This window comes from Maribacter sp. R86514 (genome assembly GCF_044597005.1).
Taxonomy (GTDB): Bacteria; Bacteroidota; Bacteroidia; order Flavobacteriales; family Flavobacteriaceae; genus Maribacter.
On record NZ_CP138999.1, the window covers coordinates 789,154 to 814,895 of the forward strand.

Genomic DNA, 25,742 nt, shown 5'->3' on the forward strand with positions numbered 1-25,742 from the left:
TATTTTAAATTTATTTCTCTTCAGTTACAGGAATTTTAGAAATAGGTACGCTGTTATTTAAAAGTAATGAAGTATTTCTTGGGTCGAAAAGCTTAGAACTGGAAACTAAGTTCGCAGGAATGACTACTTCAAAATTCCTTTTTGCGCCATTTCCATTTATTTCTTGAATAGCTCTAGCCAGCAATGGTTCGTTTTCATCTCCAAGTACACCTAAGTTAGTAACATCTTCACCTAGTTCAATATCTGGTACCAAACCATCTACATAATCAGAGAAACCAGCACTATTTTCAACTTGACTTATAATTGGCTGCAAGCCCCATTGAACATTAGGGTTGATGTTTTCTACTCTCTCAGGATCATAAACATTACCACCTTCTGGGTCGTCAACAAATAGAACTGAACCTTGGTTTTTGCCAACAGTAGTACCGCCAATATGAATAACATTCATGTAAGGTGCTAAACCTACCATTACCAATTCACTCGCTGAAGCAGAACTTTCTGTGGCAATGATGTAAACAGTACTAAGGTTTAATGTGTTTAGAGGTGCATCAGAATTTCCATCAAAAGTTCCTGTGGTATTAACAAAGTAATTCTCTGTAGAACTGGCGTCGAACTGCGCCTGTAATTTTGCGTTATAAACTGTTTTATACAATAAGTCTGAGGTATTAGTCCCTTTTATTAAACTTGCCAAAACAGCAGCCGTTGAACCTCTACCGCCAGGGTTGTATCTTAAATCTAACACCATTTCATTAACACCTTGTGATAAAAAGTCAGCGAAAATAGCGTTCAAAGCATCTTCAGAGCCTGATACAAATTGGTTATACATTAAATAACCAATTTTTTTATCTCCAGAGGTTATAACATTACTTACGTGAATGGGGTCTTCAACCAAGCCTTCAGATTTGGTCAAAGTAACTTTTCTGTCACTCGGGCTAATGCCACCGTCAACAATTTCAGCCATATTCAAGGCATAGGTGTCATTGTCGCCAAAAAGTAATTCAATATAATTATCTACCGTTATTGTTTGGCCGTCAACACCAATAAACAAGTCACCTCTTTCAATGTCTTGATTAGATGCATCAGAATTTTTTACGATATATTCCACAAAGCCAAATAAATCATCAGTACCGCTTATACGACCTAACCCAAATTGTAATCCGTTACTTTTAGATACTCCCGCAGAACTATTAACTAATTCGGTATAGTCATCACTATAAAAGGTAAATCGGTCTTCAGAAAACAATAGTTTATTCTCTAAAAAGGCTTCGGGGTCTTCATTTTCTGATAAATATTCTTCAAACGCCGTCTGTGTATCAAAACGATCGTCTGCCAAATCTGGCACATCACCCTGCCAGAAATAATATAAATTTAAGGTTTGCCAAAAAAAGTTTTGGACTTCGATATCTACTTCTGCGATTTCTTCTTCTTCGGGAGTTTCAATTTCTTCTTCTTCAATAATAGTGTCATCATCATTATTACAAGAAGTAACAATAACTCCTAAACAAAGGAGGGACAAGAAAAATTTCTTCATAGCTTCTTTTTAAATTATAATTCAAGGTTATAAATACTCAAAATTATGGAGTATCGATTATTATGCTGAAAATAAACGTTTAATTAAGTACGTATATAATTAGTATAAGGATGTTAAATTTACTTACAAGTCAAAGAAATAAAAATTAATTGTAACAAAAATCGTTCAGTATCGTCTTCTTTTTGTAAACCGATAAGAAAGTTTACGAACAGCCAAACCAAAATGAAACAAGCGGAGTTTTTAAATACTGTATTACCATTCAAGGATAAGTTGTTCCGTATGGCCAAAAGATTATTGGTTTCTACGGAAGAAGCCGAAGATGCAACACAAGAGATATTAATTAAGTTGTGGTCTAAGAAGAATAAGATGGAGAGCTATAAAAATGTAGAAGCGTTTGCCATGACCATGACCAAGAATTTTTGTTTGGATAGATTAAAATCTAAGCAAGCCGGTAATTTGAAATTGGTACATACAAATTATACGGATGCTAATACATCTCTTCAAGGTCAGTTAGAAGCAAAAGATAGCATCAATTGGGTAGAACGAATTATGGAAGAATTACCTGAACAACAAAAAATGGTATTACAATTGAGAGATGTGGAACAGTATGAATATGAAGAAATAGAAAAATTGTTGGATATGAAACCAACGGCCAGTACGTGTAGCTTTATCAAGAGCTCGAAAAACCGTTAGGGAAAAATTAATGGAAAAGCATAATTATGGAATTGCATAAAATAGAAAAATTAATAGAAAAGTATTTTGAAGCAACTACAACAGTTGCAGAAGAAGAAACGCTTAGAACGTATTTTTCAGGGGATGATATTGCTCCTCATTTAGAGCAACACGCACCTTTGTTCAATTACTTTACAAAAGCAAAAGAAGAACGCTTTACAAAGCAGGTGCCATTAAAACCTAGAAAAAATTATTTGAAATGGGTATCCGTTGCAGCAATAGCAGTCTTTACGGTAGGGCTTTATTTTTATCAGCCTACACCGGCTCCAGTTACTTTAGCAGATGAGTATACACCAGAGGAAATAGAATCTGCAAAAGAGGCAATGGCCTTATTAGCAATGAATTTCAATAAGGGTACAGAACAACTAAACCATTTAGAGGAATTTGAAAAAACAACGAATAAATTTTTAACGAAAAAATAATTAAAATGAAAAAGATACTAGTATTAACACTTTTGGTGTTAGCCCCTGTAATAATCAATGCTCAAGATATATTTGAGAAATATGAGGATAATGATAAGGTAACCTTTGTTGCCATGCAACCAAAAATGTTTCAAATGTTAGGCAAAATGAGCGTAAGTTCAGATGATCCAGAGGCAAAAGAATTTTTTGAGCTGGTAAACTCAATTACCAGTTTTAAAGTAATTACTACAGAAGACGCAGCAATATCTAAAGATGTAGATGGTTGGGTAACGAATAGGCTTAAAAGCTCATCTTTTGAAGAACTAATGAGAGTTCGTGACGGTAGTTCTAATGTAAAGTTCTACGTAAAGGAAGGTAAGGATAGTGATCATGTAAAAGAACTTTTAATGTTCGTTACTGGTCTTAAAGATATGGATATAGATGTCAATGGTAAAAAATTAGAAACAGTGCTACTGTCTTTGACCGGTGATATCAATTTAAGATCAGTATCTAAGTTGACCGACAAAATGGATTTACCAGGTGGTGATCAATTAGGTAAGGCGGCAAAAAAGGGAAATTAAAAATTTAAGAGTGTTGTGGTTATAAATTATGCACTCTTATTAAAATAAATATCAATTCATCAATCGCCAAAACCTAAATTAGGTAGCGGCACTAAAATCAACAATCATGAGAAAAGTAGCAGTAGTATTTTTAATGGCAATTTTACCCGCATTGGGTTTTTCACAATCTGTATTTGATAAATATGAAGATATGGATAATGTAGGGTCTGTAATCGTAAACAAAGGTATGATAGACCTTGTTTCCAAATTTGGAGGAATGAGTGATGACGCCGAGGCTAAAGAATTTATGGAAATAGCCAGCGGATTAAGAAACGTAAAGGTTTTTATGACCGAAGATTCATCAGTTTCTGCAGATATGTCTTCAACGGTTAAAAGATACCTTAAATCTTCTAAATTGGAGGAGTTAATGCGTGTTAAAGATGAAGATGTCAACGTAAAGTTTTATGTAAAAGACGGTAAAAAGAAAGATCATGTATCAGAATTATTAATGTTTGTTAGTGGTTTGGAAAATGTAGAAGTAGGGCGTAATGGAAGAAAGCTGGAAACGGTTTTAGTGAGCCTTACCGGTGATATCGATTTAAATAAAATAGGAACGCTGACCAGTAAAATGGATTTGCCTAAAGATTTGAACAAGGCATCGGGAAAATAATACAGATTTATAAAGGTCTTCTATGGAAAGGAGGCCTTTTTCTAATTTTAAAAACATAGTATGAAAAATGTATATTGGGCAATAATGGTGGTAATCGGTTTAGCCATAACATCATGCTCTTCAGAACAGAGTTTACAGCAATATTATATTGCAAATGCTGAGAACCCTAATTTTATGTCTTTTGATTTGCCTTCTAGCCTGTTAAATTTGGAAACAGCGAATTTGACCGAGTCTGAAAAAGAGGCGGCGTCATCATTAAAGAAATTAAACATTTTAGCATTTCAGAAAAAACCTGAAAACGAAGCAGATTATCTAGTTCAGAAAAATGCGATAAATTCTATACTTAAAGGTGATGATTTCAGTGAGTTAATGAAAATGAATACACCATTTGGAAAAGCCACTATACAATTAAAAGGCGATGATGACATTATTGATGAACTCGTTATATACGGCGACAATGATGAAAAAGGTTTGGTACTGGTTAGGGTTTTGGGCGATAATATGAACCCAGCAAGTTTAATGCAATTAATTAAGGCAGTAGAAAAATCTGATTACAAAGGAAAAGGTTTAGAACAACTTGAAGATTTATTTAAAAGTTAAATTAAAGGTATATTTAATTTAAATACAGCCCGTTACGTAAATGTAGCGGGTTTTTTATTTGCTAAAATTAAGGTTTACCTATATTTTCATGTGACCAATCAATAAAATTGGTGTCATAATAAATGAGAATATATTATAAACAACCTAACAAACATTAAAAAATGGAAAAAGCACAAGTATGGATTGACAAAGGAATTGGAATGGCAATGGAATATGGACCAAAAGTTCTTTTGGCTATTGTTATTTATATCATTGGATCTTGGGTGATAAAAAAGTTAATTGGTGTCACTAAAAAAGGGATGACCAAACAGAATTACGATGAATCATTACAGAAGTTCTTGTTAAGTCTAGTGAAATGGGCACTTACAATCTTCTTAATTATAACAGTTATATCAACATTAGGTGTTGAAACTACCAGTTTTGCAGCAGTTATAGCGGCAGCAGGTTTGGCAATTGGTTTGGCATTGCAAGGGTCTTTATCTAATTTTGCCGGTGGTGTTTTACTTATCATCTTTAAACCTTATAAAATAGGAGATTTAATTGAAGCACAAGGTGTTCTTGGCAGTGTTAAAGAAATTGAGATTTTTACTACGAAATTAATAACACCAGAAAATAAGCTTGCAATTGTTCCTAATGGTGCAATGGCAAACGGTAACATTGTAAATTATACTGCAGAAGGTAAGATTAGGGTTGATACTACAGTTGGTGTAGACTACGGTTCTGATTTGCAAAAAACAAAAGATGTTTTATTAGCTATGTTGAAGGCAAATCCACAAGTATTACAAGATCCTGCTCCATCAGTTAACGTATCTGAATTGGCAGATAGCTCTGTAAACTTAGTTGTACGTCCTTTCTGTAAGCCAGAAGATTACTGGGATGTATACTTTGCAACAATTGAAGGAACCAAAAATGCATTGGATAGTGCAGGTATTGAAATTCCTTACCCACACGAAGTTAATATTAGTAAATAAATTAGTCTAGTTAGTTGATTAAAAGCCCGTTGAACTTGCTCAACGGGCTTTTTTAATTTAGCTCTATGATAGGTATTTAATCTTTAGCAATCTGTAGATTGTTTTTTCCGAAGTCCAATGTTCTGATTGGGAATGGAATATTGACATCACGCTCATCAAAATGTTTCTTGATGGTTTTAATGGCTTTGTGTCTTGCCGCGTGTTCTTGTTTTACATTGATACAGTCTGCCCAAAAACGTACCATAAAGTTAATTGAACTGTCACCGAATTCTGTAAAAAAGAATTCTACCTCTTCGTCATCGTTCTGTTTAAAATTATCCTTAATGATTTTTACGGTCAAGTCTTCTACCATTTGTAAATCGCTTTCATAACCAACACCACAATTCACAAAAATTCTGTTTCTTTTATTCATGGAGTAATTGGTGAACGAGCCATCTATGAATTTAGAATTGGGTATAACCACTACATTGTTATCTGGTTGTTTTAATATAATGTTTCGTAGACTTATTTCGGTAACAAAGCCAGACACGCCATCGGCATTAATAAAATCATTGATTTTAAGCTGCGGCATAAAAGAAAGTATTAGTCCGCCAAAAGTATTACTAAGTGTTCCCTGTAGAGCCAAACCAACGGCAAGACCTACGACACCTGCACCTGCTAAAATACTCGTTAATACTTTGTCGAGGTCTAGGACACCTAGGGCTATGAAGAACCCTATTAAAATAATGGTAACGAATACCACCTTAGCTATGATTTCTTGAATGGAAACCTGATGTATTTTTTTTAATATCGTTCTTTTAAGAACTTTGCGTATCCCTCTTGCTAGAAAATAGAAAAGAACCATTACCAAAATCGCCATAGCGAGATTTGGTAATTTTAAAACAATAGATTCTAACCAACCATCTAGTTTTTCCCATAGATTACTAACTGATTCTTCAACTGAGAAATTTGTTTGCATGCAATTTTAGTTTTGTGTTCACTTGTAATATATATGATGAGTGACACAATCTAAAATGCATATCGCCCAAAACGGGCGATATGAAGTATATGGACTAAAGAAAAGTTTTAATGCATTAAAACAGGCTTAAATACCAGTATAGTTACTAGGGGATATTTGTTTTAGCTCATTCTTTATTTCGTCAGAAACTTCTAGTGTATCTATGAAGTTTGCTATAGAATTTTTATTGATTATCTCGTTGGTACGTGTAAGACCTTTTAAAGCCTCATAAGGGTTAGGGTAGCTTTCACGTCTTAATATCGTTTGAATGGCTTCTGCTACAACAGCCCAATTATTCTCTAAATCTTGTTCAAATTTCTCTTTGTTCAAGAGTAGTTTGTTCAAGCCTTTTAAAGTAGATTGAAAAGCGATAATTGTATGTGCAAAAGGAACACCCACGTTTCTTAATACGGTACTATCGGTTAAATCTCTTTGCAACCTAGAAACCGGAAGTTTAGCGGATAAGTGCTCAAAAATAGCATTTGCTATACCCAGGTTACCTTCAGAATTTTCAAAATCTATTGGGTTAACCTTATGTGGCATTGCCGATGATCCAACTTCACCTGCTTTAATTTTTTGCTTGAAGTAATCCATTGACACGTATGTCCAAAAATCTCGATCTAAATCTAAGATAATGGTGTTGATACGCTTAAGACCGTCAAATAAAGCAGCCAAATGATCGTAATGTTCTATTTGAGTAGTTGGGAACGAATGTTGAAGTCCTAATTTTTCTTGAACGAATTCTTGTCCAAATGCTTTCCAATCTATAGATGGATATGCAACTAAATGAGCATTGAAATTACCTGTAGCTCCACCAAATTTAGCGGCACTAGGAATATCGTTCAATAAATTAAACTGCTCTTTTAAACGCGCAACAAAAACCATAACTTCTTTTCCTAAGCGGGTAGGTGAAGCTGGTTGGCCGTGTGTTCTTGCCAACATTGGTATATCTGACCATTCTAAAGTTAATACATCTAGTTTTTCAACTAGCTCAAAATATTGAGGTACATAAACATCATTCATTGCTTCTTTGATAGAAAGTGGAATAGCTGTGTTGTTTATGTCTTGAGAAGTTAATCCGAAATGGATAAACTCTTTAAATTCTGAAATGCCTAATGTGTCAAACGCCTTCTTTATAAAGTACTCAACAGCCTTAACATCATGATTAGTGGTTTTTTCTATTTCCTTGATTTCTTGGGCATCGGCAGTAGAGAAATCGGTATATATTTTTCTAAGTGTATCAAACTTTGAAGTATCGAAATTAGAAAGTTGTGGTAATGGAATCTCGCAAAGCGCAATAAAGTATTCTATTTCTACTCTAACCCTATATTTTATTAAAGCTTCTTCAGAAAAGTAAGCAGATAATGATTTGGTTTTAGAGCTATAACGACCGTCAATAGGTGAAATGGCATTTAATGCATTTAGAGACATAGTCAATGGTTAAATTATTAAGGGGCAAATATACCTAAACGCATTAAAGTTTAAAACCTTATTTGCTTTAAGTTATGGTCAAAATATGGCATTTAATGAACAATGAGAGCTGGCTTTTTAATTCCTTTACTTATTTCTCTAAAACCTTTAAAGTCATTCTGGCGCGTGCCTTATATGCGGCACTACCACATTCGTAACTTTGTTTTAGTATTTGACTAAGTTCTGGGTGAATCCACTTTATCCTTTTTCCTATTAAAAGTAACGTAGTCATGGAATAAGCTTTTGGTGCAACTTTGTGTTCGCCAATGAGCCAATCGAAGGCAGATTCTGTAATTATATTTAATTGACTAACAGATAAAGTTTGTAGAGTTGTTTTAGATTTTTTAGGAAACTCATTTAAAGTAAGAAGTTGACAAATTTTTGAAGCGGGACGTATGGAAGATTCTAAAGAAATATGTTTTAGGGAATTAAGGAAAGGATCAATATGTGTATATATGAGCTGCAAATCTTTTTTAGCTACATATTCTAGCACCCATGCAGCTTTACATGAAATTGGCTCTATATCATCCTTTATTATTTCAATGAGAATAGGAATTAGCTTAGGGTCACCTTCAATTTTAGATGCCATTTTACTACGGTTTTCTCTTGAGGCGCTAACATAATTCAGTGCTTCTTTAAGCTCTTCCTTTGTCATAAAATTGTATCTTTATTTTTCATTTCCCCCAAATATGAAATTACTAAAAAAAATTAGCCTAGGTGTAGTTGTTGTGTTTATTGCCATGCAATTTTTCAGTCCTACCAAAAATATCACAGCAGGTAACCATACAGAGGCTTTTATAACGCAGACGAATCCTACGCCAGAACTTAAAAACGTATTTGAAACTTCTTGTTATGATTGTCATAGCAACAATACAGAGTACCCGTGGTACAACAATATAGCGCCTATTTCATTTTTGTTAGCAGATCATGTTAAAGAAGGTAAAGAACACCTAAATTTTTCTGAGTGGGAAAATTACTCTATAGATAAGAAAGATCATTTGTTGGAAGAGATAGAGGAAGAAGTAGTCAATGGTAATATGCCGTTGTCTCAATATACCCTATTCCATAAAGATTCTGAACTTACCGCCAACGAAGAGGTTAAGTTAGTTGAATGGGTAAGGCAGACTAGAATCATCTATCAATTAGGGAAGCAACCAAATTAGGCGTTCCTGCTACTGCAGTTTCGGCTATAATGGTCAAATTGTTTTTATGGGTTTTTGATATGGCAGGTTTTGGGTCAATAAAATAAATGGGCGTTGCGCTGTCAACAAAATCTATTAAACTTGCTGCGGGATATACTTGCATAGAAGTTCCTATAATAATCAAATAATCTGCTTTTTCGGTGATAGAGATTGCGTCTTCTAAAAGAGGTACGGCTTCACCAAACCAGACAATGTGTGGTCTTAATTGATATCCGTTTTTACAGGTATCGCCTAATAATAAATCATTTTTTTGTTCAAAGATTTCACTGGTAGAGTTCATACTTCTAGCTTTCAATAATTCGCCATGTAAATGAAGTACCTGAGAACTACCTGCGCGTTCATGTAGATCATCTACATTTTGGGTGATAATATGTACATTAAAATTTGCTTCTAGATCAACTAAAGCCTTGTGTGCGGCATTAGGTTCAACGGTAAGTAATTGTCTTCTTCTTTGATTGTAAAATTCTAAAACCAGTTCTGGGTTTTTTTGAAACCCTTCAGGTGTGGCAACTTCCATAACATCATGGCCTTCCCATAAACCGTTGGCATCTCTAAATGTTTTTAATCCGCTTTCGGCAGAAATTCCTGCTCCTGTTAATATGACAATGTTTTTCATGGCAAAGTTCTAAATATGTATAAAAATATACTTTTCTTATCTTGGGCGTATGATTGATGTGAAGCTTTTAGAGTATTTAGAAGAATTTATTTCTGAAAATAGAAAACAACGGTTTGTTGATATATTGGCACAACGAACAAATTACTTAACCGTTGCTGTTGAAGATGTGTTTCAAATGCACAATACCAGTGCGGTGGTAAGGAGTTGTGAATCTTTTGGTGTGCAAACCGCTCATTTAATAGAAGATAGAAACGGTCAACATTTAGATGAAGAAATTGCTATGGGAGCTCAGAAATGGGTAGATATAAAACGGTATCAAAATTCAAAACAAACAATTGATTCGTTACGGGAAACGGGATATAAAATCGTCGCTACTAGTCCGCATGCAGATAGTTCATTATTACAAAATTTTAAGTTAGATGGTAAAACAGCATTGTTTTTTGGTACCGAGAAAAGCGGGTTAAGCGATTATGTGCTAGAAAATGCAGATGCTTATTTAAAAATACCGATGGTTGGTTTTACAGAGAGTCTTAATATATCTGTTTCTGCGGCTATTATTCTACAACATTTAACCTCGCAATTAAAAGCATCAGATGTAGCGTGGAGACTAACAGAAGAAGAAATGTTGGAAAGACGGTTGGATTGGACAAAAAAGTCAATTAAAAGTATTGATGACATTTTAGAAAGATATAAGTCTGATAATTAATTTTTGTTTAACTTGTTCATCAACAACTAATTAACTAAAATATGTATACTGTATTCATAATTCTAGGAGTAATTTTGGTATTGATTATTTTACTGGCATTAATAGCTCCCAAAAGTTATCATGTCTCTAGAAGCATAGAATTAGAACATCCACCGCAACAAGTATGGAGTCATTTAAAGTATTTAAAGAAACAGCAAGAATGGTCGCCATGGGCTAGAAAAGACCCAAATATGGAGCTTAGTTTTACCGGAGTTGATGGAGAGGTAGGTGCTACCAGCCATTGGAACGGTAATAAGGAGGTAGGTGAAGGGGAGCAAGAAATTACTAGAATAGTGGAAGGTGAGCGTATTGAACAAGATTTACGATTTTTAAAGCCCTATAAGTCTCAATCTGATTGTTATATGACGCTTGAAGAGTATGAAGTAAATAAAAGTAAAGTTACATGGGGTTTTTCAGGAAAGAATAAGTTTCCTATGAGTATTATGATGTTGTTCATGTCAATGGATAAAATGGTAGGCAAGGATTTTGAAGCAGGACTGGAGAATCTAAAAACTAATTTAAATAAATAGATATGATAGCATGGTTTGAAATTCCCGTAGCAGATATGGAACGAGCTCAAAAGTTCTATGAATCCATCTTAGATGTTTCCATTACGGTAAATAATTTTGGGGAATTTGTAATGGGATTGTTCCCGGATAAACAAACTATTGGTCAGGCAAACGGGGCTTTGGTACAGCATGAGCAGTATGTGCCTAGTTTAACTGATGGCGTGCTAGTATATTTGGCATGTGAAGATGCTGCAACTGTTTTAGGCAAGGTTGAAAAAGCAGGCGGACAAGTATTACAGCCCAAAACCGAAATAGGCGAAGGACACGGATTTATGGGTCTATTAAAAGACACGGAAGGAAATAAAATTGCCGTACATTCAAATTCCTAGTAAGTGACCCTTAGTTTTTTAGCTCCAGTAAGGCAACTTCAGAATCGTTATCTAAAACAACTTTAGAATTTTCTACTATAACTTCGGTTTCCGAATAACGGTCATAAAGTTTTGTTCCATCACCAAAAATACCTTTAACCGATATGGTCTTTTTTCCTTTTGCAAGGTCTAAACCAATTACGACTTTATCTACATATTCATCTTTAGCGAAATACCTGCTAAAAACGTATGGGGATTTTGAGATTTTTTTGTGAATACCTGCGCCTATTGCTGGGTGGTCATTTCTAAAAGTTCCAAGTTTTTGCCAATGGGTAAGCGTTTCCTTTACTTTAGGTATACTGTCTAATTCTTCCCAATTCATGAAAGAACGTAATGTTGCATCACCCTGTGTGCCTTCAATGATCAAATTACGGGCAGTTTCATCGCCATAATAGATTTGTGAAGCTCCTGGAGTAAGTAACAGTACATTAGCAGCCCTTTTTGGGTTGGCTCTTTCTTGGTCAAATGGCTGACCGTCGTCATGAGAGGTAAGGTAATTTAATACACTTTTGTCTTTAAACTTAGTATGTAGTAGTTTGCTATATTTTGTGAAAATAGTTTCATAATCTTTTTTAGCATCGGTCTTTAGTTCAAAGTTTATAAGACTTTTGAAGCCGTTATCAAAGTAGTTTATTTTTTTGTCGCCAAGGTCAAATTCCTGTCCACCAGAAATACCATAATTATAAACTTCACCAACCATATAAAAAGGGTTGTTGTCCAAAACCTTGTCTTTATTCTTCTTTTTCCAAAGTTCAAATGCCAGTGTAGCTTCTTTGTAAAGCTCTGCCCATGAGTTTTCATTAGCGTGCTTTACGGTGTCTACTCTAAAACCGTCTACACCGTATTTATTAACGTAATCGGTAAGCCATTTAATAATATAAAAACGAGGAGCTCTAGGGTAACCAGTCCGGTCAAAAAATAATTCAAGTTCATCTAGCTCTTCGCTTAATCTACCTTCAGATTTCCATTTGGCAAGTAAGGCATCTGGTAAATTTACGGCAGCATCAGATTCGGTCCGTATATCTGGTAAGTTTGCTACCAATGTGCAGGCTGTAGTATTTTCATAAGTAGTGAATTCACAAGTAGGAGAGGTGCGTACCCATTCATCTGGCCAAACGGGATCTTCTTCAGTAACAGGACCAGTGTGATTCAAAACAACATCCAATAAAATTCTGATTCCGTTTTCGTGAGCTGTTTTTATTAGTGTGTCTAAATCGTTGTTAGTTCCAAAATTAGGATCTAGGGCTGTCCAATCTTTTGCCCAATAGCCATGATACGCATAAGTGTTTCCAGTGCCTTCATCAGTCGCGCCATGAATTTGTTCCACCACAGGAGTAAACCAAATAGCATTAACACCAAGATTGGTGAAGTATCCCTCTTTAATTTTATTGGTAATCCCTTGAATATCCCCTCCTAAAAAACCTCTTAGTTTTCCGGTTTCTTCATCACGTTCAAAATTTAAATCATTTGCTGTATTTGCGTTATTGAAACGGTCTGTAAGAAGAAAGTAAACGGTAGCGGCTTCCCATTGAAAATTGGGATTTTTTTTGGGGACTTCAACGGAATCTTTAGCTACGGCAATTGTTTCTGATTTTTCCTTGCTCTTGGGTTGGCAAGAAACCAATGCTATAAATATTAGCCCTAGTAAGAATACGTTTTTCATTTCCCTATTATTTGCAATAAAGCTATAACAAGGAATTCACTTTTAAAAATATTATTTCTTTCTATTGAGAACTTTGTATTCCTCATAGCAACTACTTATAGCGTCAAGTATCTGAAGATCATTGGCTGTAGTGATAAAAGATTTAGAATAATTACAGTTATTTAATATATCTTGAATATCTACTTTTTCCAATTGAAGGAACTCGGTAAGTGTTTCTCTGTCAAATTTAGAGGCGAGAAGGTTTCTAATGTCTTCATCTTCCCTCATTTGTCTCAGTTTACGCATTTGCGCAGGTTTTTTTCCAAAGAGATTTCGCAGTAAATCCGCTGGGTTTAATATGGCGCCCAAAACCTTTGTAACTGCACTTGGGTTTTTATTTCCACCTTCATAGCTCACCCCTAAGCCAGAAATACTATACTGATAAGCATTATTGATTGGAAGATTCTTAACATCAATTTCAAGATACCCGGTAAGCTGATATGGTCTAACAATAACCTCTTCAAGAGCATAAGCAAGCTCTGTTAATGCTATTTCAGTATTTTCAAATTTGAACATATCGTTCGTTACCCTGATTTTTTGAGACTTAAAACCCAAAAAGGAAAAATATAACGTATCGTTTACTGCTGCTGTAATTGAAAATTCACCTTTCTCGTTGGTAATTGTTCCAAAAACTTGGTTAAGATTTACAACGTGAACACTCTCTAGTGGTTCGTTAGATTGTGCGTTTATAACAACGGCATTAAGGCGTTGACCTTCTTCCGTTTCTTGTGAGAACCCTAAAAAGGATAACATTATAAATGTGAGCGATAATAAGTATTTCATTGTACTAACTACGTAATTAGGTTGCAAACAAAACAAAAAAAATACGCCGAAGCGTATTTTTAATATACAATTAACTAAAAGAAATCTCCCTTTCTTTTGTTGCTACGTCTTTTCCCGGAGTTAGGACTGCTAGATTCGCTGCGGTCACGTCTTCTTCCTTTAGACTCGCCGCCACCATCTCTTCTGCCTCTTCCGCCACGATCGTCATCTCTTCTGCCGCCACTTCTTTTTCCTCTAAAGCCGCCGCCACCGCCGCTTCTTCGTCGGTTACCGCCACCACCAGGGTTTTTGGAAACTTCAACGTTTACGAATCTACCGTCAACTTTAAAGTCCGTGAACTTATCTAGAATTTTTTGAGTTACTTCAGCCTCTGTATTAAAGAAAGAAAAACTCTCTTTTACGTCAACTTTGAAAACATCTTCTTGACCCAAGCCTACAGTATCTCTAATGAAATCTTTTAAGGACATCCAATCATAACCATCTCTTTCACCAACATTAACAAAGTAACGTACTGCGCCACTAGTAGGTATTTCTGCTCTACCATTGTCACGGTCTCTACCGTTATCAGAAGAATTTAAGTCTTTAGATTTGTTATAATAGTTGAAGAATCTTGTAAACTCAACAGAAACTATTTTTTTAATCAATTCTTCACGATCAATACCTTCTAAGACATCATTGATTGCAGGTAGGTAGGCATCAACATCATCGTTAATTTTTGTATCCTTAATCTTATTTGCTAAATGATATAATTGAATCTCGCAGATTTCCATTCCCGTAGGAATCTTTTTTACTAGAAATTTCTGATTGATTTTATTCTCAATTGCTCTTATCTTACGTTGCTCGCTACGTGTAACGATTACCATAGAGATACCAGATTTACCAGCTCTGCCGGTTCTACCACTACGGTGAGTGTATGTTTCAATCTCATCTGGTAATTGATAGTTTATAACGTGTGTAATATCATCAACATCAATACCACGTGCGGCAACATCAGTTGCAACAAGCATTTGAATCTGCTTTTTACGGAAAGAGTTCATTACCAAATCTCTTTGGTTTTGACTTAAATCTCCGTGTAATGCACCGGCATTGTAACCGTCTTCTATTAATTTTTCAGCAACTTTTTGAGTATCACGTTTTGTTCTACAGAAAATTACAGAAAATATATCTGGGTTGGTATCTGCCAATCTTTTTAATGCAGGGTAACGATCTCTACCACCAACAACATAATATTCATGTTGTACAGTAGATGCACCAGAATTTTTAGCTCCCACAGTAATTTCTTGTGGCGAGTGCATAAATTTCTTTGCAATGGTTGCTACCTCTCTAGGCATTGTTGCAGAGAACAACCATGTAGATTTATCATTAGGTGTGCCAGAAAGAATTTCTTTAATATCTTCCATAAAGCCCATGTTCAGCATTTCATCTGCCTCATCAAGAACACAATAGTCGATTTTAGAGATATCAACAAGACGTCTGCTGATCATATCTTTCATTCTACCTGGGGTAGCTACAATAATTTGAGCACCTCTTTTAATTTGTCTTGCTTGTTCTGTAATACTTGCACCACCATAAATGGCAACTACATTGACATTACGTTCGTATTTAGAATACGCTTGCATTTCTTTGGTAATCTGTAAGCAAAGCTCACGAGTAGGGGATAGTATTAAACCTTGTGTGGTTCTACTATTACTATCTATTTTTTGAATTAATGGAAAACCAAATGCTGCGGTTTTTCCCGTACCTGTTTGCGCTAGGGCAACTAAATCGGTTTCACTTTCCAATAAAATTGGGATTGCTTTTTCTTGTACTTCTGATGGGGTTTCAAAACCCATATCAGTAATAGCATCTAATAAGGACTTTTCTAGTCCCAGTGCTTCAAACTTTGTCATAAATATGTTATACTAAATCGCAAATATGAATGTTGCATAGAGCGATTATCGTATATAACCTATTTAGACTCAGGGCAACACATGCTATACCAGCGGCGTTAATTAAGCGGCAAAGGTACTGCTAATAATTGAATCGGTATAATTTAATTGAAAAGTAATCTTACGGTGCCAGTGTATAGCCATATATAGAAAGAAAAGTACCTGTAATACCAAAGATGATCATTAAGCCTATAAGTCCCTTTTGTAAAACAGGATTGTCGTATATGATAATACATACGGCACCTAGAACGATACAGATTTGAAAAAATAGTAGTGCGTAGTCAAATTTTTTGGTAGCGTAATCATAGGTTTGGGTTAGTTTTTCCCATTGTTTTACTCCGGTGATTTTTCCCATTTTACCTTCAATGTCCTGAACCCAGTTTTCTTTACCTACCACAGAAGAACCTAAAAGTATTTCTGTTTTTTCTGACTTGTATTTAGTTATTTTTTTCTCAACTTGCGCCATTTTAAGTTCGATCGGCTCAATTTTATCACCTGTAACAATACCACTTTCAATTAAAGCGCTTAAATAATCGAGTTCACTTTCCTTTAAGCTTTCTTTTATACTTTTAGATTGATACCAACTAGAATAACTTACAACGTTGTTGTGTGCGATCATCATCTCTTCTTCTAGCTCGCCGTTTACCATTTGTGATATGGCCATTAGTGCAGCGAATAGTGCTATAAGTACACCGCCTATAGCTTCTGCACGTTCAGATGCAACCGATACCTCTACCGTTTCATTATTTTTTTTACCCTGTAACATGAATACTGTTTAAATATGCAATCAGTTTTTTAAATGCTTGTGCCCTGTGGCTTATTTCATTTTTAGTGGCTAGCGGTAATTCGGCAAATGTTTCTTTATACCCGTTTGGTTGAAAAATAGGGTCATATCCAAAGCCGTTTTTACCGCTTTTGTTCTCGGTGATCACACCTTCGATTTTTCCTTCAAATATATGTGTTTTACCATTGAGGTTTAAAGCAATTACGGTTTTAAAGTATGCAGATCTATCCTTTTTGCCTTTAAGATTTTCCAATAGCTTGTCCATATTTGCGTTTGCGTCATTATGGCTGCCGGCATAACGGGCAGAATATACGCCGGGTTCTCCGTTGAGCGATTTCACTAGAAGTCCTGTATCATCTGCAAAACAAGATAGTTCATAGTTATCGGTTACAAAGTCCGCTTTTATTTTGGCGTTACCTTCTAAAGTAGTCGCTGTTTCCGGTATATCTGTAGTGCAGCCTATGGTTTCTAAATTTATAAGTTCTATTTGGGAAGGGACCAAAGGTTGAACTTCTTTTAATTTGTTGGGATTGTGAGTAGCAAAAACGAGCTTCATGGGAACAATTTGGAATCTGGTTTGTGAATTTACAGCAGCAAAAGTAGTAATTTTATAAAATGGAGTTAAAAGTACCACCTGCTTTAGTGTTTGTATGTTTTGGATTGTTGATGTATTTGTTGGCAAAATTTTTACCGATCGGTTATTTCGATTTTTTTGGTAGGCTATTGCTAACAAAGATTTTGATCGGTTTGGGAGTAGTAATCGCACTTTTCGCTTTGTTTCAATTTAGAAAGGCAAGTACCACCATAGATCCAACTCAACCAGATAAAGCTTCTAACTTGGTGGTTAATGGCATCTTTAAATTTTCTAGAAACCCTATGTATTTAGCGCTACTACTTTTGCTATTGGCCTTAGGTGTATTTTTGGGTAATGCTTTTAACATATTGATCGCTGCGGGGTTTGTAAGCTATATGAACCGTTTTCAGATTATACCAGAAGAACGCATTCTCTTAAATAAATTTGGGCGTTCCTTTAAAGATTATTGTATCTTAACCAGACGCTGGTTTTAATTCGAGTTTTGTTTGTTTACATTATTGACTACGCTTATAATGACAAATATTATCTAATTTGCTTATAATTTAATATATTAGCGTTTTAACTAATAATCATGATAGCTATAATTACCGGAGATATAATTAATTCTGAAAACCACCCTAGTGCTCAATGGATGGATTTATTAAAGGATTATTTCAAACAATTTGGAGCATCGCCAATGAATTGGGAGATTTATCGTGGTGATGAATTTCAATTAAAGGTTACAGAAAAAAATGCCTTGTTCACGGCTATTCGTATAAAAGCAATGCTGAAAACAATTAAAGGCTTAGATGTAAGAATGGGCATAGGTATAGGTTTGGAGACCTATATTGGCACTGGTGTAACAGAATCTAACGGACCAGCATATCAGCGTTCTGGGCGTAATTTTGAAACACTTAAAGAAAGTAAGGTCAACCTAAGTATTGCAACCGGAGAAATAGAACATGATCGTACATTGAATCTAATGTTACGTTTAGCTTTGGATTTTATGGATAATTGGAGTGTTGTTTCTGCTGAAATTGTAACATTGTCGCTAGACTACCCGCAATATTCACAAAAAGAAATTGCACAACAGTTGGGTATCAAACAGTCTGCTGTAAGTCAGCGTTTAAAAAGAGCAAGATTAGATTTGGTTTTAGATGTATTGTCATATTATAAAGAATTAATTACCGGTAAATAAATATGTTGATTTTCATAAAACTAATATTGGCTCATTTAATTGGAGACTTCGTTTTACAACCTACAAGATGGGTACTTCACAAACAAGCGAATAAGTTAAAATCTAAATTTCTATACGGGCATGTACTATTACATTTCGCTTTATATATGCTTCTTTTATGGGACTTGTCACTTTTTAAAATAGCATTGACCGTTACCGTAGCACATTTTGGTATAGATGTGCTAAAACTGTATGCCAATGAATTGTTCAAGAGTAAAAATGTTCCTTTTTTTATAGATCAAGTATTACATATTCTTGTTATTTATTGTTGTGCTTTTTATACCGATTTATATGCTCATACTTTATCGCTATTCGAAAATTTAGATTGGTACTTGGTAACGGCAATTGTATTTGTAACCTATCCGGCAGCAATTATCATGGGTATGATTTTAGAAGGAATGTCTAATCAAATCGAAACAGATCACAAATCGCTCCCCAATGCCGGTAAGTATATTGGTATAATAGAACGTTTATTTGTTCTGATTTTTATAGTGCTTGGTAGGTGGGAAGTTATTGGTTTATTGATAACTGCAAAATCGGTTTTTAGATTCAATGACCTAAAAGAACGCAATAATAGAAAGCTAACAGAGTACATTTTAATAGGAACTTTAGTGAGTTTTGGTTTAGCTATATTAGCAGGTCTTCTGTATATATCTTAAATAAGAAATAATTTCCAAAAGATATTTTTTACTCTGTTTTTTACTAATAATCTTCTCTCATGTAATTAACTCTCAATCAAACAAATTTAAATCATTTGATGGTGTACAGATTGTCTAAACCGATGAAGGTAAAGGTGAGGTGGTTATATTATTACACGGATTTATAAACTCTAGAGAATCTTGGGAAAAAACAGCTCTAAAAAAAGATTTGATTGATGCCGGTTACCGAGTAATCATTCCCGATTTACGTGGCAATGGTGATTCTGATAAGCCGCAAAGGGAAGTAGCATATCAAAACAATGCCGAAGTAAAAGATTTAATACTGCTGATGAATCATCTAAATGTTGAGAAATATAAGGCAATAGGTTATTCTAGGGGAAGTATTGTCTTGGTAAAATTACTTACCCTAGAAAATAAAATAGAAAAAGCGGTTCTGGGCGGAATGGGAATAGATTTTACCAACCCAAATTGGGACAGAAGAATCATGTTCGCTAAAGCTTTTAATGGCGATGTAAATGAAATAACCAAAGGTGCTGTAGACTATGCTAAATCTATTAATGCAGATTTACGATCGTTGCACTTACAGCAAAAGTATCAACCGGTAACAGCAATAAGTGAGCTAAATGAAATTGGAGTTGATGTATTGGTTATTTGTGGAGATGATGATAATGATAACGGTAATGCGCAAGAATTAAGTAACGCTTTTAAATTTGGTAGCTTAAAAAGAGTGCCCGGCAATCATAATGGTACATATAAAACAAAAGAATTCTCATTATCGGTTCTTCAGTTTTTAGACTAAAAGTTTGTCATTTTGTCAAATTACATCATAACATAACCTTTTTGTTTTATTTACAAGATAACATTTATCAGGATAAATTAAATTTTTACTTTTGCTTCTTATTTTAATAACAAAAATTCTTATCCAACCAAAAGAGAATAATGGTAGAAGTTAGTAGAAAATACGTTTTTGATTTTGACAGTACGTTGACTAGGGTAGAGGCATTGGATGTTCTTGCCGAAATGACTTTAGAAGGAAGATCCAACAAAGACGAAGTTATTAAAGAAATACAGAAAATTACCAATTTAGGTATAGACGGTGATATTTCGTTTACTGAGTCTTTGGAACGTCGAATTAAGTTATTACATGCTAAAAAAGAAGATTTAGACGGTTTGGTAGAAAATCTTAGAAACAAAATTTCTAAGTCCATCGCCGCTAATAAAGAGTTTTTTGAAAAGTACGCGGATGATATCTATGTAATATCTTGTGGTTTCAAAGAGTTTATTGATCCTATTGTAAAAGAATACAATATACCATCTGATCGAGTGTATGCAAATACGTTTAAATTCGACCAAGACGGAAATATCGTCGGTTTCGATGAAAAGAATGTACTATCTCAGCATAACGGCAAGATCGATTGTCTAAAGCAGATGGATTTGGACGGTGAAGTTCAAGTAATAGGAGATGGTTACAGTGATTATGTAATGCGCGAAGCAGGTATTGCAGATAAGTTTTTTGCATATACCGAAAACGTGCATAGAGAAAAAGCCGCTGACAATGCGGATTATGTTACACCAAGTTTAGATGAATTTTTATTTGTGAACAAGTTGCCAAGAAATATCTCGTACCCAAAGAATAGAATCAAGGTTCTATTATTAGAAAACGTGCACACCGCTGCATTCGATAATTTATCAGAAGACGGTTTCTCCGTTGAATTGATTAAACATAGTTTATCTGAAGAAGAACTTTTAGAAAAAATTAAGGGCGTTCACGTTCTTGGTATTCGTTCTAAAACACAGGTGACACAGACGGTTTTAGACGCTGCCGATAAATTATTGGTAGTCGGTGCCTTTTGTATAGGTACCACTCAAATCGATTTAGAGACTGCCAAGAAAAAAGGTGTTGTAGTTTTCAATGCTCCTTATAGTAATACCAGGTCTGTAGTAGAATTGGCTATTGGTGAAATTATTATGCTAATGCGAAGTGTATTTGATCGTAGTCGCGAAATTCATGAAGGGCAATGGCAAAAAACTGCGGCAGGATCAAGAGAAGTTCGTGGTAAGAACTTAGGTATTATTGGTTATGGTAACATCGGTAAACAATTGTCGGTTTTAGCAGAAGCTATGGGTATGCGTGTGTATTATTATGATGTAGATGATAAATTGGCTTTAGGTAATGCCGTTAAATGTAATTCATTAGAAGATTTATTAAATGTATCTGATGTTGTTACCTTGCATATAGATGATAATAAGGCAAACAAGAATTTCATAGGCGAGCGTGAAATAAAGCAAATGAAAAAAGGAGCCATGTTAATTAATCTTTCAAGAGGCTTCGTTGTAGATATCGATGCCTTGGCAGATGGTTTAAAAAGTGGTCATGTAGGTGGTGCAGCGGTAGACGTTTACCCCGATGAGCCAAGAAGTAATGGTGAGTTTCAAACAAAATTACAAGGTTTTCCTAATGTGATTCTTACACCGCATGTTGGTGGTAGTACAGAAGAGGCACAGCGTGATATTGCTGATTTTGTTCCTAATAAAATTATGGATTACATTAACTCTGGTAACACGGTAGATGCGGTTAATTTCCCGAATATTCGTTTGCCAAAACAAAATAAATCTCACAGATTCTTACATATCCATAAGAATGTACCGGGTATTATGGCTAAAATAAATAAGGTTTTGGCAGAGTATGAGTTAAATATCTCAAGTCAATACCTTTCTACGGATAGTGAAGTGGGTTATGTAATTACCGATTTAGATAAAGAATATAATAAAGATGTAATCAAGGCTTTAAGAAAAGTTGAGAATACAATTAAGTTTAGGGTATTGTACTAGTTTTCTTTTGATATATATGATTTAGTATTCAAAAAAATATTTTAAAGTGCAAGTTGAGAAACTTGCACTTTTTTTGTTCAATTTTTTGTTAGTTGTTACAACATTTCTAAATCTTAAAGGTTATGATAATGACACAACTATTGTTTGTAGGAAATATCTTTAATTATGTGGAAAAAGATTTTATCGAAATTAAAATCTGGTAAAAGTTTCAATAACTATTATCTGCTGGTTTTTACGGTAATTGTATTAACGATAGTAATACAGTCTATAATACAATATTCTTTAGCTAGACAGCGGCAAGATGCCTTAAGAATAAATGTGGCAGGTAGGCAAAGAATGTTGTCACAATCAATAGTTAAGAGCGTTTACGAATGTAGGTTCGGTACTTGCGACTACGGTAAGTTACGTTTGGCAATGACTCAAATTTCTAATGCCAATAGAGCTTTGAAAAGTGGAAATGATGCCACAGGTATTCCAAAATTGGACAATGTTGAAATTCAAAAAAACTTTGATAGGTTAGAACCACATCTAAATTTCATACTAGAATCAACAAACGACTTTAATAAATTAGAATTAATTGATTTAGAAATCTTATCTGCAGAAGCAGATAAATTTCTTGTGGTTATGGATACTATAGTGGGTCAATTTCAAAAAGCTTCAGAAGAGGATATTAGTACATTGATGATTATAGAACTAGAGCTGGCCGTTTTTTCTTTACTGATTTTAATATTGGAAATATTCTTTTTTATCAACCCTTCAATTAAAAAAATCACAAGTCAAAATCAGAAATTAAAAGAAATAGCGTGGCACCAAACACATGCTTTTAATGGGCACATGAAAAATATTAAGAACTACAATCACGTGCTTAAAATTGAAAAGAATGTGGAGCATAAAGAAGAGCTTATCTCTTTTCTAATGGAAGAACTTACAGATTTAGAAGGTGTTTCTGAGAATATGGTGAAATCTCTTGAAAAACAAGCCTAAGCAGAAATAATGCTCATTAAGGATACTATTGATGGTGATAAGGTTCATTTTTTAAAATGGTATACGACCTGTAAATTTGCTCAGTTATAAATAAGCGAACCATTTGATGGCTAAAGGTCATTTTAGATAAACTTATTTTTCCAGAAGCTTTCGCATATATTTCGTTACTGAAACCGTAAGGCCCGCCAATTAAGAATACTACTTGCTTAATGCCAGAATTCATCTTCTTTTGTAAAAAGGTAGAAAATTCAACAGAGGTATATTGTTTTCCTTTTTCATCAAAAAGTATTAAAACATCTGTAGCAGATAATCTTTTAAGAATAAGCTCACCTTCTTTGTCTTTCTGTTGGTCTTCCGAAAGATTTTTTGTTTTTTTTAAATCAGGTATCAATTCAATATCAAAATTGATGTAATGTTTCAATCGTTTTTGATATACCTCAATGAGCTCTTGTAATTGAGAGCTATCGGTTTTGCCAATGGCTAAAAGTTTTATAGTCATATGCCAAAAGTAAATCAATTTCGCAAATGGATTTGTAAATTAGCAATACAATAGACTTAATACATATGATTTCAGAAGAACAATTTAAAGAAGAAATAAAATTAATCATAGCAAATGCCATTAGAGAAGATGTAGGTGATGGTGATCACAGTTCATTGGCATGTATACCGGATACCGCGACAGGTAAAGCAAAATTATTGGTCAAAGATGAAGGTATAATTGCTGGGGTAGACTTTGCTGAACTTGTATTTTATTTTGTTGACCCTAATTTAAAGATAGAGAAATTGATAGAAGATGGTACTTCGGTAAGTCACGGTGATATTGTGTTTTATGTAGAAGGTAGTTCACAAAGTATATTAAAAGCAGAACGTTTGGTGTTGAATGCTATGCAAAGAATGAGTGCAATAGCTACAAAGACCAATATGTTCGTTAACCTTTTAAAAGGTACGGGTACAAAGATTTTGGATACTAGAAAAACTACCCCAGGTATACGTGCGCTAGAGAAGTGGGCGGTAAAAATTGGAGGTGGCGAAAATCATAGATTTGCGTTGTATGACATGATCATGTTAAAAGATAATCATATTGATTTTGCAGGCGGTATTACCAAAGCAATCAATAAGACAAAGAACTATCTAAAAGAAACGGGTCGTGATTTAAAGATTATCGTTGAAGCTAGAAACTTAGATGAGATCAAGGAAATTTTAGAGTCAGAGGGCGTATATAGAATATTGATCGATAACTTCAATTATGACGATACGCGTACTGCGGTCAAATTAATAGGTAATACGTGTTTAACCGAATCTTCTGGTGGTATCAATGAAAAGACCATACGTGAGTATGCAGAATGTGGGGTAGATTATATTTCTTCAGGGGCATTGACGCATTCGGTTTATAATTTAGATTTGAGTTTAAAAGCGGTTTAATGTCTTTAGAGGTCGAAGAAAAGCTAGAGAAAATACCTATTGTAAATTGGTTCGTTAGATTTTTAAAACAAATCAGGCTACCCGGTTTTGAAGGGCTTTCTGTTTATGACCTAATTGAGATGTATGTGCTTGGTATATTAAGGGGTACGTTGTCTACGCGTGCAAGTGCTATTGCTTTTAGTCTTTTTATGGCGCTGTTTCCGTTGATAATATTTATGGTAACGTTAGTTCCTTTTTTGGTATCATATATAAGTATTGAGCATGGCGATTTTGATGTGCAGTTCCAATTGTTTTTAGAGTCCTTTTTACCGAGTGCAACAGGTGATTATTTTGGTGAAGTATTTACACAGATAAAAGATCAGAAGCGAGGTGGCTTGTTGTCATCTGCTTTTCTACTATCTATTTTTTTAATTGCGAACGGGGTTAATTCCATATTCGGTGGCTTTGAAACATCATACCATATAGAGCTGACACGGCATTTTTTCAGACAATATTTATATGCTTTAATGGTAGGCTTGATTTTAGGAATTTTAGTAATTGTTGGTTTTATAGCGTATATCTATTTTGAGTTTTATGTACTAGGCTATTTATCTGAGTTTGCCGCCAAGCGAGGTGGGTATACCTTAGGCGAAGATGAAGTGGTGGGTGTGCAGATCGCAAAGGTGTTGTTCTTTATTATACTATCGTATTTGACGACGGCCATACTTTATTATTTTGGAACTAGTGAAGGTAAGCAGGCAAAGTTTTTTTCTTTTGGCGCTTTAATGACAACAGTACTGTTTTTGCTAACCTCATATCTTTTCGGTATTTATGTTGAAAAGTTCGCTAGATACAATGAATTATATGGAGCGTTAGGAGGATTATTGATTTTAATGGTCTACATATGGTTAAATTCTAATATATTGCTACTTGGCTTTGAGCTGAATGCATCTCTCAACATATTACGTAAATTCACTAAAAGAAATGATAAATAAAACAATACAACTAATTATTCTCTTTACATTATTTATTTCAATGAGCATTTCTGCACAGTCGGTTTTTGGCACGTGGAAAACTATTGATGACCGCACCGGTCTGCCAAAAGGCGTTATTGAAATCTATAAAAAAGACGGATTAATGTATGGCAAGGTTGTTAAGATTTTGGAAGAAGGGCAAGAAGATAGAATATGTGATAAATGTGACGGAGACTTAAAAGATAAACCTGTAACCGGTATGGAAATTATTACCGGTGGCGAGGTTAATGATGATGGGGAATGGAAAGGAAAGCGTTTATTTGATCCAGAGCAAGCAATGACTTTTCGGTTTAAGATATGGTTAAATCCAGATAATCCAGATGAGTTGAAAGTCCGTGGTTATTTGGCGTTTATCTATAGAACCCAAACATGGCTACGGGTGGAAGGATAAC

Annotated in this window: 29 protein-coding genes and 1 pseudogene; 19 read left to right on the forward strand and 11 right to left on the reverse strand. The window is 34.6% G+C overall.

The window, feature by feature from the left end:
- Positions 1–10: 10 nt before the first annotated feature.
- Positions 11–1,531, reverse strand: coding sequence for a S41 family peptidase (locus SJY30_RS03365; RefSeq protein ID WP_396634202.1), 1,521 nt, complete (start codon positions 1,529–1,531; stop codon positions 11–13).
- Positions 1,532–1,753: 222 nt separating this feature from the next.
- Between SJY30_RS03365 and SJY30_RS03370 the strand changes: the two are divergent.
- From SJY30_RS03370 to SJY30_RS03395, 6 genes and pseudogenes are all read left to right on the forward strand, one after another.
- Positions 1,754–2,264: pseudogene (locus SJY30_RS03370) on the forward strand (RNA polymerase sigma factor).
- A complete protein-coding gene (locus SJY30_RS03375) occupies positions 2,251–2,685 on the forward strand; it encodes a hypothetical protein (protein WP_396634203.1) in 435 nt (144 codons plus the stop codon). The pseudogene SJY30_RS03370 and the gene SJY30_RS03375 overlap by 14 nt, the downstream one beginning before the upstream one ends.
- A 5-nt stretch (positions 2,686–2,690) precedes the next feature.
- Positions 2,691–3,245 carry a DUF4252 domain-containing protein gene (locus tag SJY30_RS03380; RefSeq protein ID WP_396634204.1) on the forward strand — a complete coding sequence of 185 codons (555 nt, stop codon included), beginning with the start codon at positions 2,691–2,693 and terminating at the stop codon, positions 3,243–3,245.
- A 106-nt stretch (positions 3,246–3,351) separates the two neighbouring features.
- Complete coding sequence (locus SJY30_RS03385; protein WP_396634205.1) at positions 3,352–3,894, forward strand: DUF4252 domain-containing protein; 543 nt, start codon at positions 3,352–3,354, stop codon at positions 3,892–3,894.
- Between the two features lie 60 nt (positions 3,895–3,954).
- Positions 3,955–4,494 carry a DUF4252 domain-containing protein gene (locus SJY30_RS03390; protein WP_396634206.1) on the forward strand — a complete coding sequence of 180 codons (540 nt, stop codon included), beginning with the start codon at positions 3,955–3,957 and terminating at the stop codon, positions 4,492–4,494.
- Positions 4,495–4,655: 161 nt separating this feature from the next.
- A complete protein-coding gene (locus SJY30_RS03395; RefSeq protein ID WP_396634207.1) occupies positions 4,656–5,465 on the forward strand; it encodes a mechanosensitive ion channel family protein in 810 nt (269 codons plus the stop codon).
- 76 nt (positions 5,466–5,541) lie between these two features.
- Here SJY30_RS03395 and SJY30_RS03400 read toward each other — a convergent pair whose 3' ends face one another.
- From SJY30_RS03400 to SJY30_RS03410, 3 genes are all read right to left on the reverse strand, one after another.
- Positions 5,542–6,423, reverse strand: coding sequence for a mechanosensitive ion channel family protein (locus SJY30_RS03400; RefSeq protein ID WP_396634208.1), 882 nt, complete (start codon positions 6,421–6,423; stop codon positions 5,542–5,544).
- A gap of 126 nt (positions 6,424–6,549) precedes the next feature.
- Positions 6,550–7,893 carry an adenylosuccinate lyase gene (gene purB / locus SJY30_RS03405; RefSeq protein WP_396634209.1) on the reverse strand — a complete coding sequence of 448 codons (1,344 nt, stop codon included), beginning with the start codon at positions 7,891–7,893 and terminating at the stop codon, positions 6,550–6,552.
- Between the two features lie 130 nt (positions 7,894–8,023).
- Positions 8,024–8,587, reverse strand: coding sequence for an adenylosuccinate lyase (locus SJY30_RS03410; protein ID WP_396634210.1), 564 nt, complete (start codon positions 8,585–8,587; stop codon positions 8,024–8,026).
- A gap of 34 nt (positions 8,588–8,621) precedes the next feature.
- Between SJY30_RS03410 and SJY30_RS03415 the strand changes: the two genes are divergently transcribed.
- Positions 8,622–9,095 (forward strand): heme-binding domain-containing protein, encoded by a 474-nt coding sequence (locus tag SJY30_RS03415; protein WP_396634211.1) that lies wholly within the window; start codon positions 8,622–8,624, stop codon positions 9,093–9,095.
- On the opposite strand, the gene SJY30_RS03420 is transcribed toward SJY30_RS03415, so the two are convergent.
- Entirely contained in the window at positions 9,064–9,750 is a 687-nt protein-coding gene (locus tag SJY30_RS03420) for an SIR2 family NAD-dependent protein deacylase (protein WP_396634212.1), read from the reverse strand. The two genes, SJY30_RS03415 and SJY30_RS03420, sit on opposite strands and share 32 nt — an antisense overlap.
- Before the next feature lie 49 nt (positions 9,751–9,799).
- Between SJY30_RS03420 and SJY30_RS03425 the strand changes: the two genes are divergently transcribed.
- From SJY30_RS03425 to SJY30_RS03435, 3 genes are read left to right on the forward strand one after another with little or no spacing between them, the layout of a single operon-like run.
- A complete protein-coding gene (locus tag SJY30_RS03425; protein WP_396634213.1) occupies positions 9,800–10,456 on the forward strand; it encodes a TrmH family RNA methyltransferase in 657 nt (218 codons plus the stop codon).
- A 41-nt stretch (positions 10,457–10,497) separates the two neighbouring features.
- Complete coding sequence (locus tag SJY30_RS03430) at positions 10,498–11,025, forward strand: SRPBCC family protein (RefSeq protein WP_396634214.1); 528 nt, start codon at positions 10,498–10,500, stop codon at positions 11,023–11,025.
- 2 nt (positions 11,026–11,027) lie between these two features.
- Positions 11,028–11,393, forward strand: coding sequence for a VOC family protein (locus SJY30_RS03435; RefSeq protein WP_396634215.1), 366 nt, complete (start codon positions 11,028–11,030; stop codon positions 11,391–11,393).
- A gap of 10 nt (positions 11,394–11,403) precedes the next feature.
- On the opposite strand, the gene SJY30_RS03440 is transcribed toward SJY30_RS03435, so the two are convergent.
- The 5 genes from SJY30_RS03440 to SJY30_RS03460 all read right to left on the reverse strand — a co-directional run bounded on the left by SJY30_RS03440 (position 11,404) and on the right by SJY30_RS03460 (position 17,185).
- On the reverse strand, positions 11,404–13,095 hold the full coding sequence (locus SJY30_RS03440; protein ID WP_396634216.1) for an alpha-amylase family glycosyl hydrolase: 1,692 nt from the start codon (positions 13,093–13,095) through the stop codon (positions 11,404–11,406).
- Between the two features lie 51 nt (positions 13,096–13,146).
- Positions 13,147–13,917: a carboxypeptidase-like regulatory domain-containing protein gene (locus tag SJY30_RS03445; RefSeq protein WP_396634217.1), complete on the reverse strand. Its 771-nt coding sequence runs from the start codon at positions 13,915–13,917 to the stop codon at positions 13,147–13,149.
- 74 nt (positions 13,918–13,991) lie between these two features.
- Positions 13,992–15,806 carry a DEAD/DEAH box helicase gene (locus SJY30_RS03450; protein WP_396634218.1) on the reverse strand — a complete coding sequence of 605 codons (1,815 nt, stop codon included), beginning with the start codon at positions 15,804–15,806 and terminating at the stop codon, positions 13,992–13,994.
- A gap of 160 nt (positions 15,807–15,966) precedes the next feature.
- Positions 15,967–16,611 (reverse strand): DUF4337 domain-containing protein, encoded by a 645-nt coding sequence (locus tag SJY30_RS03455; protein ID WP_396634219.1) that lies wholly within the window; start codon positions 16,609–16,611, stop codon positions 15,967–15,969.
- Entirely contained in the window at positions 16,598–17,185 is a 588-nt protein-coding gene (locus SJY30_RS03460; RefSeq protein WP_396634220.1) for a non-canonical purine NTP diphosphatase, read from the reverse strand. Before SJY30_RS03460 ends, SJY30_RS03455 begins: the two co-directional genes overlap by 14 nt.
- Before the next feature lie 59 nt (positions 17,186–17,244).
- Between SJY30_RS03460 and SJY30_RS03465 the strand changes: the two genes are divergently transcribed.
- The 6 genes from SJY30_RS03465 (at position 17,245) to SJY30_RS03490 (ending at position 22,915) form a co-directional block, all read left to right on the forward strand.
- Positions 17,245–17,697, forward strand: coding sequence for a methyltransferase family protein (locus tag SJY30_RS03465; protein ID WP_396634221.1), 453 nt, complete (start codon positions 17,245–17,247; stop codon positions 17,695–17,697).
- Positions 17,698–17,795: 98 nt separating this feature from the next.
- Positions 17,796–18,401 carry a SatD family protein gene (locus tag SJY30_RS03470; protein ID WP_396634222.1) on the forward strand — a complete coding sequence of 202 codons (606 nt, stop codon included), beginning with the start codon at positions 17,796–17,798 and terminating at the stop codon, positions 18,399–18,401.
- Between the two features lie 2 nt (positions 18,402–18,403).
- Complete coding sequence (locus SJY30_RS03475; protein WP_396634223.1) at positions 18,404–19,099, forward strand: DUF3307 domain-containing protein; 696 nt, start codon at positions 18,404–18,406, stop codon at positions 19,097–19,099.
- 139 nt (positions 19,100–19,238) lie between these two features.
- Positions 19,239–19,898 (forward strand): alpha/beta fold hydrolase, encoded by a 660-nt coding sequence (locus SJY30_RS03480; RefSeq protein WP_396634224.1) that lies wholly within the window; start codon positions 19,239–19,241, stop codon positions 19,896–19,898.
- Between the two features lie 140 nt (positions 19,899–20,038).
- Complete coding sequence (gene serA / locus SJY30_RS03485; protein WP_396634225.1) at positions 20,039–21,931, forward strand: phosphoglycerate dehydrogenase; 1,893 nt, start codon at positions 20,039–20,041, stop codon at positions 21,929–21,931.
- Between the two features lie 165 nt (positions 21,932–22,096).
- Positions 22,097–22,915: a type IV pili methyl-accepting chemotaxis transducer N-terminal domain-containing protein gene (locus SJY30_RS03490; protein ID WP_396634226.1), complete on the forward strand. Its 819-nt coding sequence runs from the start codon at positions 22,097–22,099 to the stop codon at positions 22,913–22,915.
- Positions 22,916–22,940: 25 nt separating this feature from the next.
- Here SJY30_RS03490 and rlmH read toward each other — a convergent pair whose 3' ends face one another.
- Positions 22,941–23,414: a 23S rRNA (pseudouridine(1915)-N(3))-methyltransferase RlmH gene (gene rlmH / locus SJY30_RS03495; RefSeq protein WP_396634227.1), complete on the reverse strand. Its 474-nt coding sequence runs from the start codon at positions 23,412–23,414 to the stop codon at positions 22,941–22,943.
- Between the two features lie 65 nt (positions 23,415–23,479).
- Between rlmH and nadC the strand changes: the two genes are divergently transcribed.
- The 3 genes from nadC to SJY30_RS03510 are packed head-to-tail and all read left to right on the forward strand — an operon-like array spanning position 23,480 to position 25,741.
- Entirely contained in the window at positions 23,480–24,337 is an 858-nt protein-coding gene (nadC, locus tag SJY30_RS03500) for a carboxylating nicotinate-nucleotide diphosphorylase (protein ID WP_396634228.1), read from the forward strand.
- Positions 24,337–25,311, forward strand: a complete 975-nt coding sequence (locus SJY30_RS03505; RefSeq protein WP_396634229.1) for a YihY/virulence factor BrkB family protein — start codon at positions 24,337–24,339, stop codon at positions 25,309–25,311. Before nadC ends, SJY30_RS03505 begins: the two co-directional genes overlap by 1 nt.
- 40 nt (positions 25,312–25,351) lie before the next feature.
- Positions 25,352–25,741: a DUF2147 domain-containing protein gene (locus tag SJY30_RS03510; RefSeq protein ID WP_396634230.1), complete on the forward strand. Its 390-nt coding sequence runs from the start codon at positions 25,352–25,354 to the stop codon at positions 25,739–25,741.
- The last annotated feature ends 1 nt before the right edge of the window (position 25,742 follow it).

Coding starts and splice junctions, on each gene's coding strand:
- SJY30_RS03510 (WP_396634230.1), top strand. CDS start 25,352: ATGAGCATTTCTGCACAGTCGGTTTTTGGCACGTGGAAAACTATTGAT.
- SJY30_RS03395 (WP_396634207.1), top strand. CDS start 4,656: ATGGAAAAAGCACAAGTATGGATTGACAAAGGAATTGGAATGGCAATG.
- SJY30_RS03380 (WP_396634204.1), top strand. CDS start 2,691: ATGAAAAAGATACTAGTATTAACACTTTTGGTGTTAGCCCCTGTAATA.
- SJY30_RS03425 (WP_396634213.1), top strand. CDS start 9,800: ATGATTGATGTGAAGCTTTTAGAGTATTTAGAAGAATTTATTTCTGAA.
- serA (WP_396634225.1), top strand. CDS start 20,039: ATGGTAGAAGTTAGTAGAAAATACGTTTTTGATTTTGACAGTACGTTG.
- SJY30_RS03460 (WP_396634220.1), bottom strand. CDS start 17,185: ATGAAGCTCGTTTTTGCTACTCACAATCCCAACAAATTAAAAGAAGTT.
- SJY30_RS03450 (WP_396634218.1), bottom strand. CDS start 15,806: ATGACAAAGTTTGAAGCACTGGGACTAGAAAAGTCCTTATTAGATGCT.
- SJY30_RS03385 (WP_396634205.1), top strand. CDS start 3,352: ATGAGAAAAGTAGCAGTAGTATTTTTAATGGCAATTTTACCCGCATTG.
- SJY30_RS03445 (WP_396634217.1), bottom strand. CDS start 13,917: ATGAAATACTTATTATCGCTCACATTTATAATGTTATCCTTTTTAGGG.
- SJY30_RS03475 (WP_396634223.1), top strand. CDS start 18,404: ATGTTGATTTTCATAAAACTAATATTGGCTCATTTAATTGGAGACTTC.
- SJY30_RS03490 (WP_396634226.1), top strand. CDS start 22,097: ATGTGGAAAAAGATTTTATCGAAATTAAAATCTGGTAAAAGTTTCAAT.
- rlmH (WP_396634227.1), bottom strand. CDS start 23,414: ATGACTATAAAACTTTTAGCCATTGGCAAAACCGATAGCTCTCAATTA.
- SJY30_RS03420 (WP_396634212.1), bottom strand. CDS start 9,750: ATGAAAAACATTGTCATATTAACAGGAGCAGGAATTTCTGCCGAAAGC.
- SJY30_RS03430 (WP_396634214.1), top strand. CDS start 10,498: ATGTATACTGTATTCATAATTCTAGGAGTAATTTTGGTATTGATTATT.
- SJY30_RS03505 (WP_396634229.1), top strand. CDS start 24,337: ATGTCTTTAGAGGTCGAAGAAAAGCTAGAGAAAATACCTATTGTAAAT.
- SJY30_RS03455 (WP_396634219.1), bottom strand. CDS start 16,611: ATGTTACAGGGTAAAAAAAATAATGAAACGGTAGAGGTATCGGTTGCA.
- SJY30_RS03465 (WP_396634221.1), top strand. CDS start 17,245: ATGGAGTTAAAAGTACCACCTGCTTTAGTGTTTGTATGTTTTGGATTG.
- SJY30_RS03365 (WP_396634202.1), bottom strand. CDS start 1,531: ATGAAGAAATTTTTCTTGTCCCTCCTTTGTTTAGGAGTTATTGTTACT.
- SJY30_RS03400 (WP_396634208.1), bottom strand. CDS start 6,423: ATGCAAACAAATTTCTCAGTTGAAGAATCAGTTAGTAATCTATGGGAA.
- SJY30_RS03435 (WP_396634215.1), top strand. CDS start 11,028: ATGATAGCATGGTTTGAAATTCCCGTAGCAGATATGGAACGAGCTCAA.
- nadC (WP_396634228.1), top strand. CDS start 23,480: ATGATTTCAGAAGAACAATTTAAAGAAGAAATAAAATTAATCATAGCA.
- SJY30_RS03470 (WP_396634222.1), top strand. CDS start 17,796: ATGATAGCTATAATTACCGGAGATATAATTAATTCTGAAAACCACCCT.
- SJY30_RS03415 (WP_396634211.1), top strand. CDS start 8,622: ATGAAATTACTAAAAAAAATTAGCCTAGGTGTAGTTGTTGTGTTTATT.
- purB (WP_396634209.1), bottom strand. CDS start 7,893: ATGTCTCTAAATGCATTAAATGCCATTTCACCTATTGACGGTCGTTAT.
- SJY30_RS03410 (WP_396634210.1), bottom strand. CDS start 8,587: ATGACAAAGGAAGAGCTTAAAGAAGCACTGAATTATGTTAGCGCCTCA.
- SJY30_RS03440 (WP_396634216.1), bottom strand. CDS start 13,095: ATGAAAAACGTATTCTTACTAGGGCTAATATTTATAGCATTGGTTTCT.
- SJY30_RS03390 (WP_396634206.1), top strand. CDS start 3,955: ATGAAAAATGTATATTGGGCAATAATGGTGGTAATCGGTTTAGCCATA.
- SJY30_RS03375 (WP_396634203.1), top strand. CDS start 2,251: ATGGAATTGCATAAAATAGAAAAATTAATAGAAAAGTATTTTGAAGCA.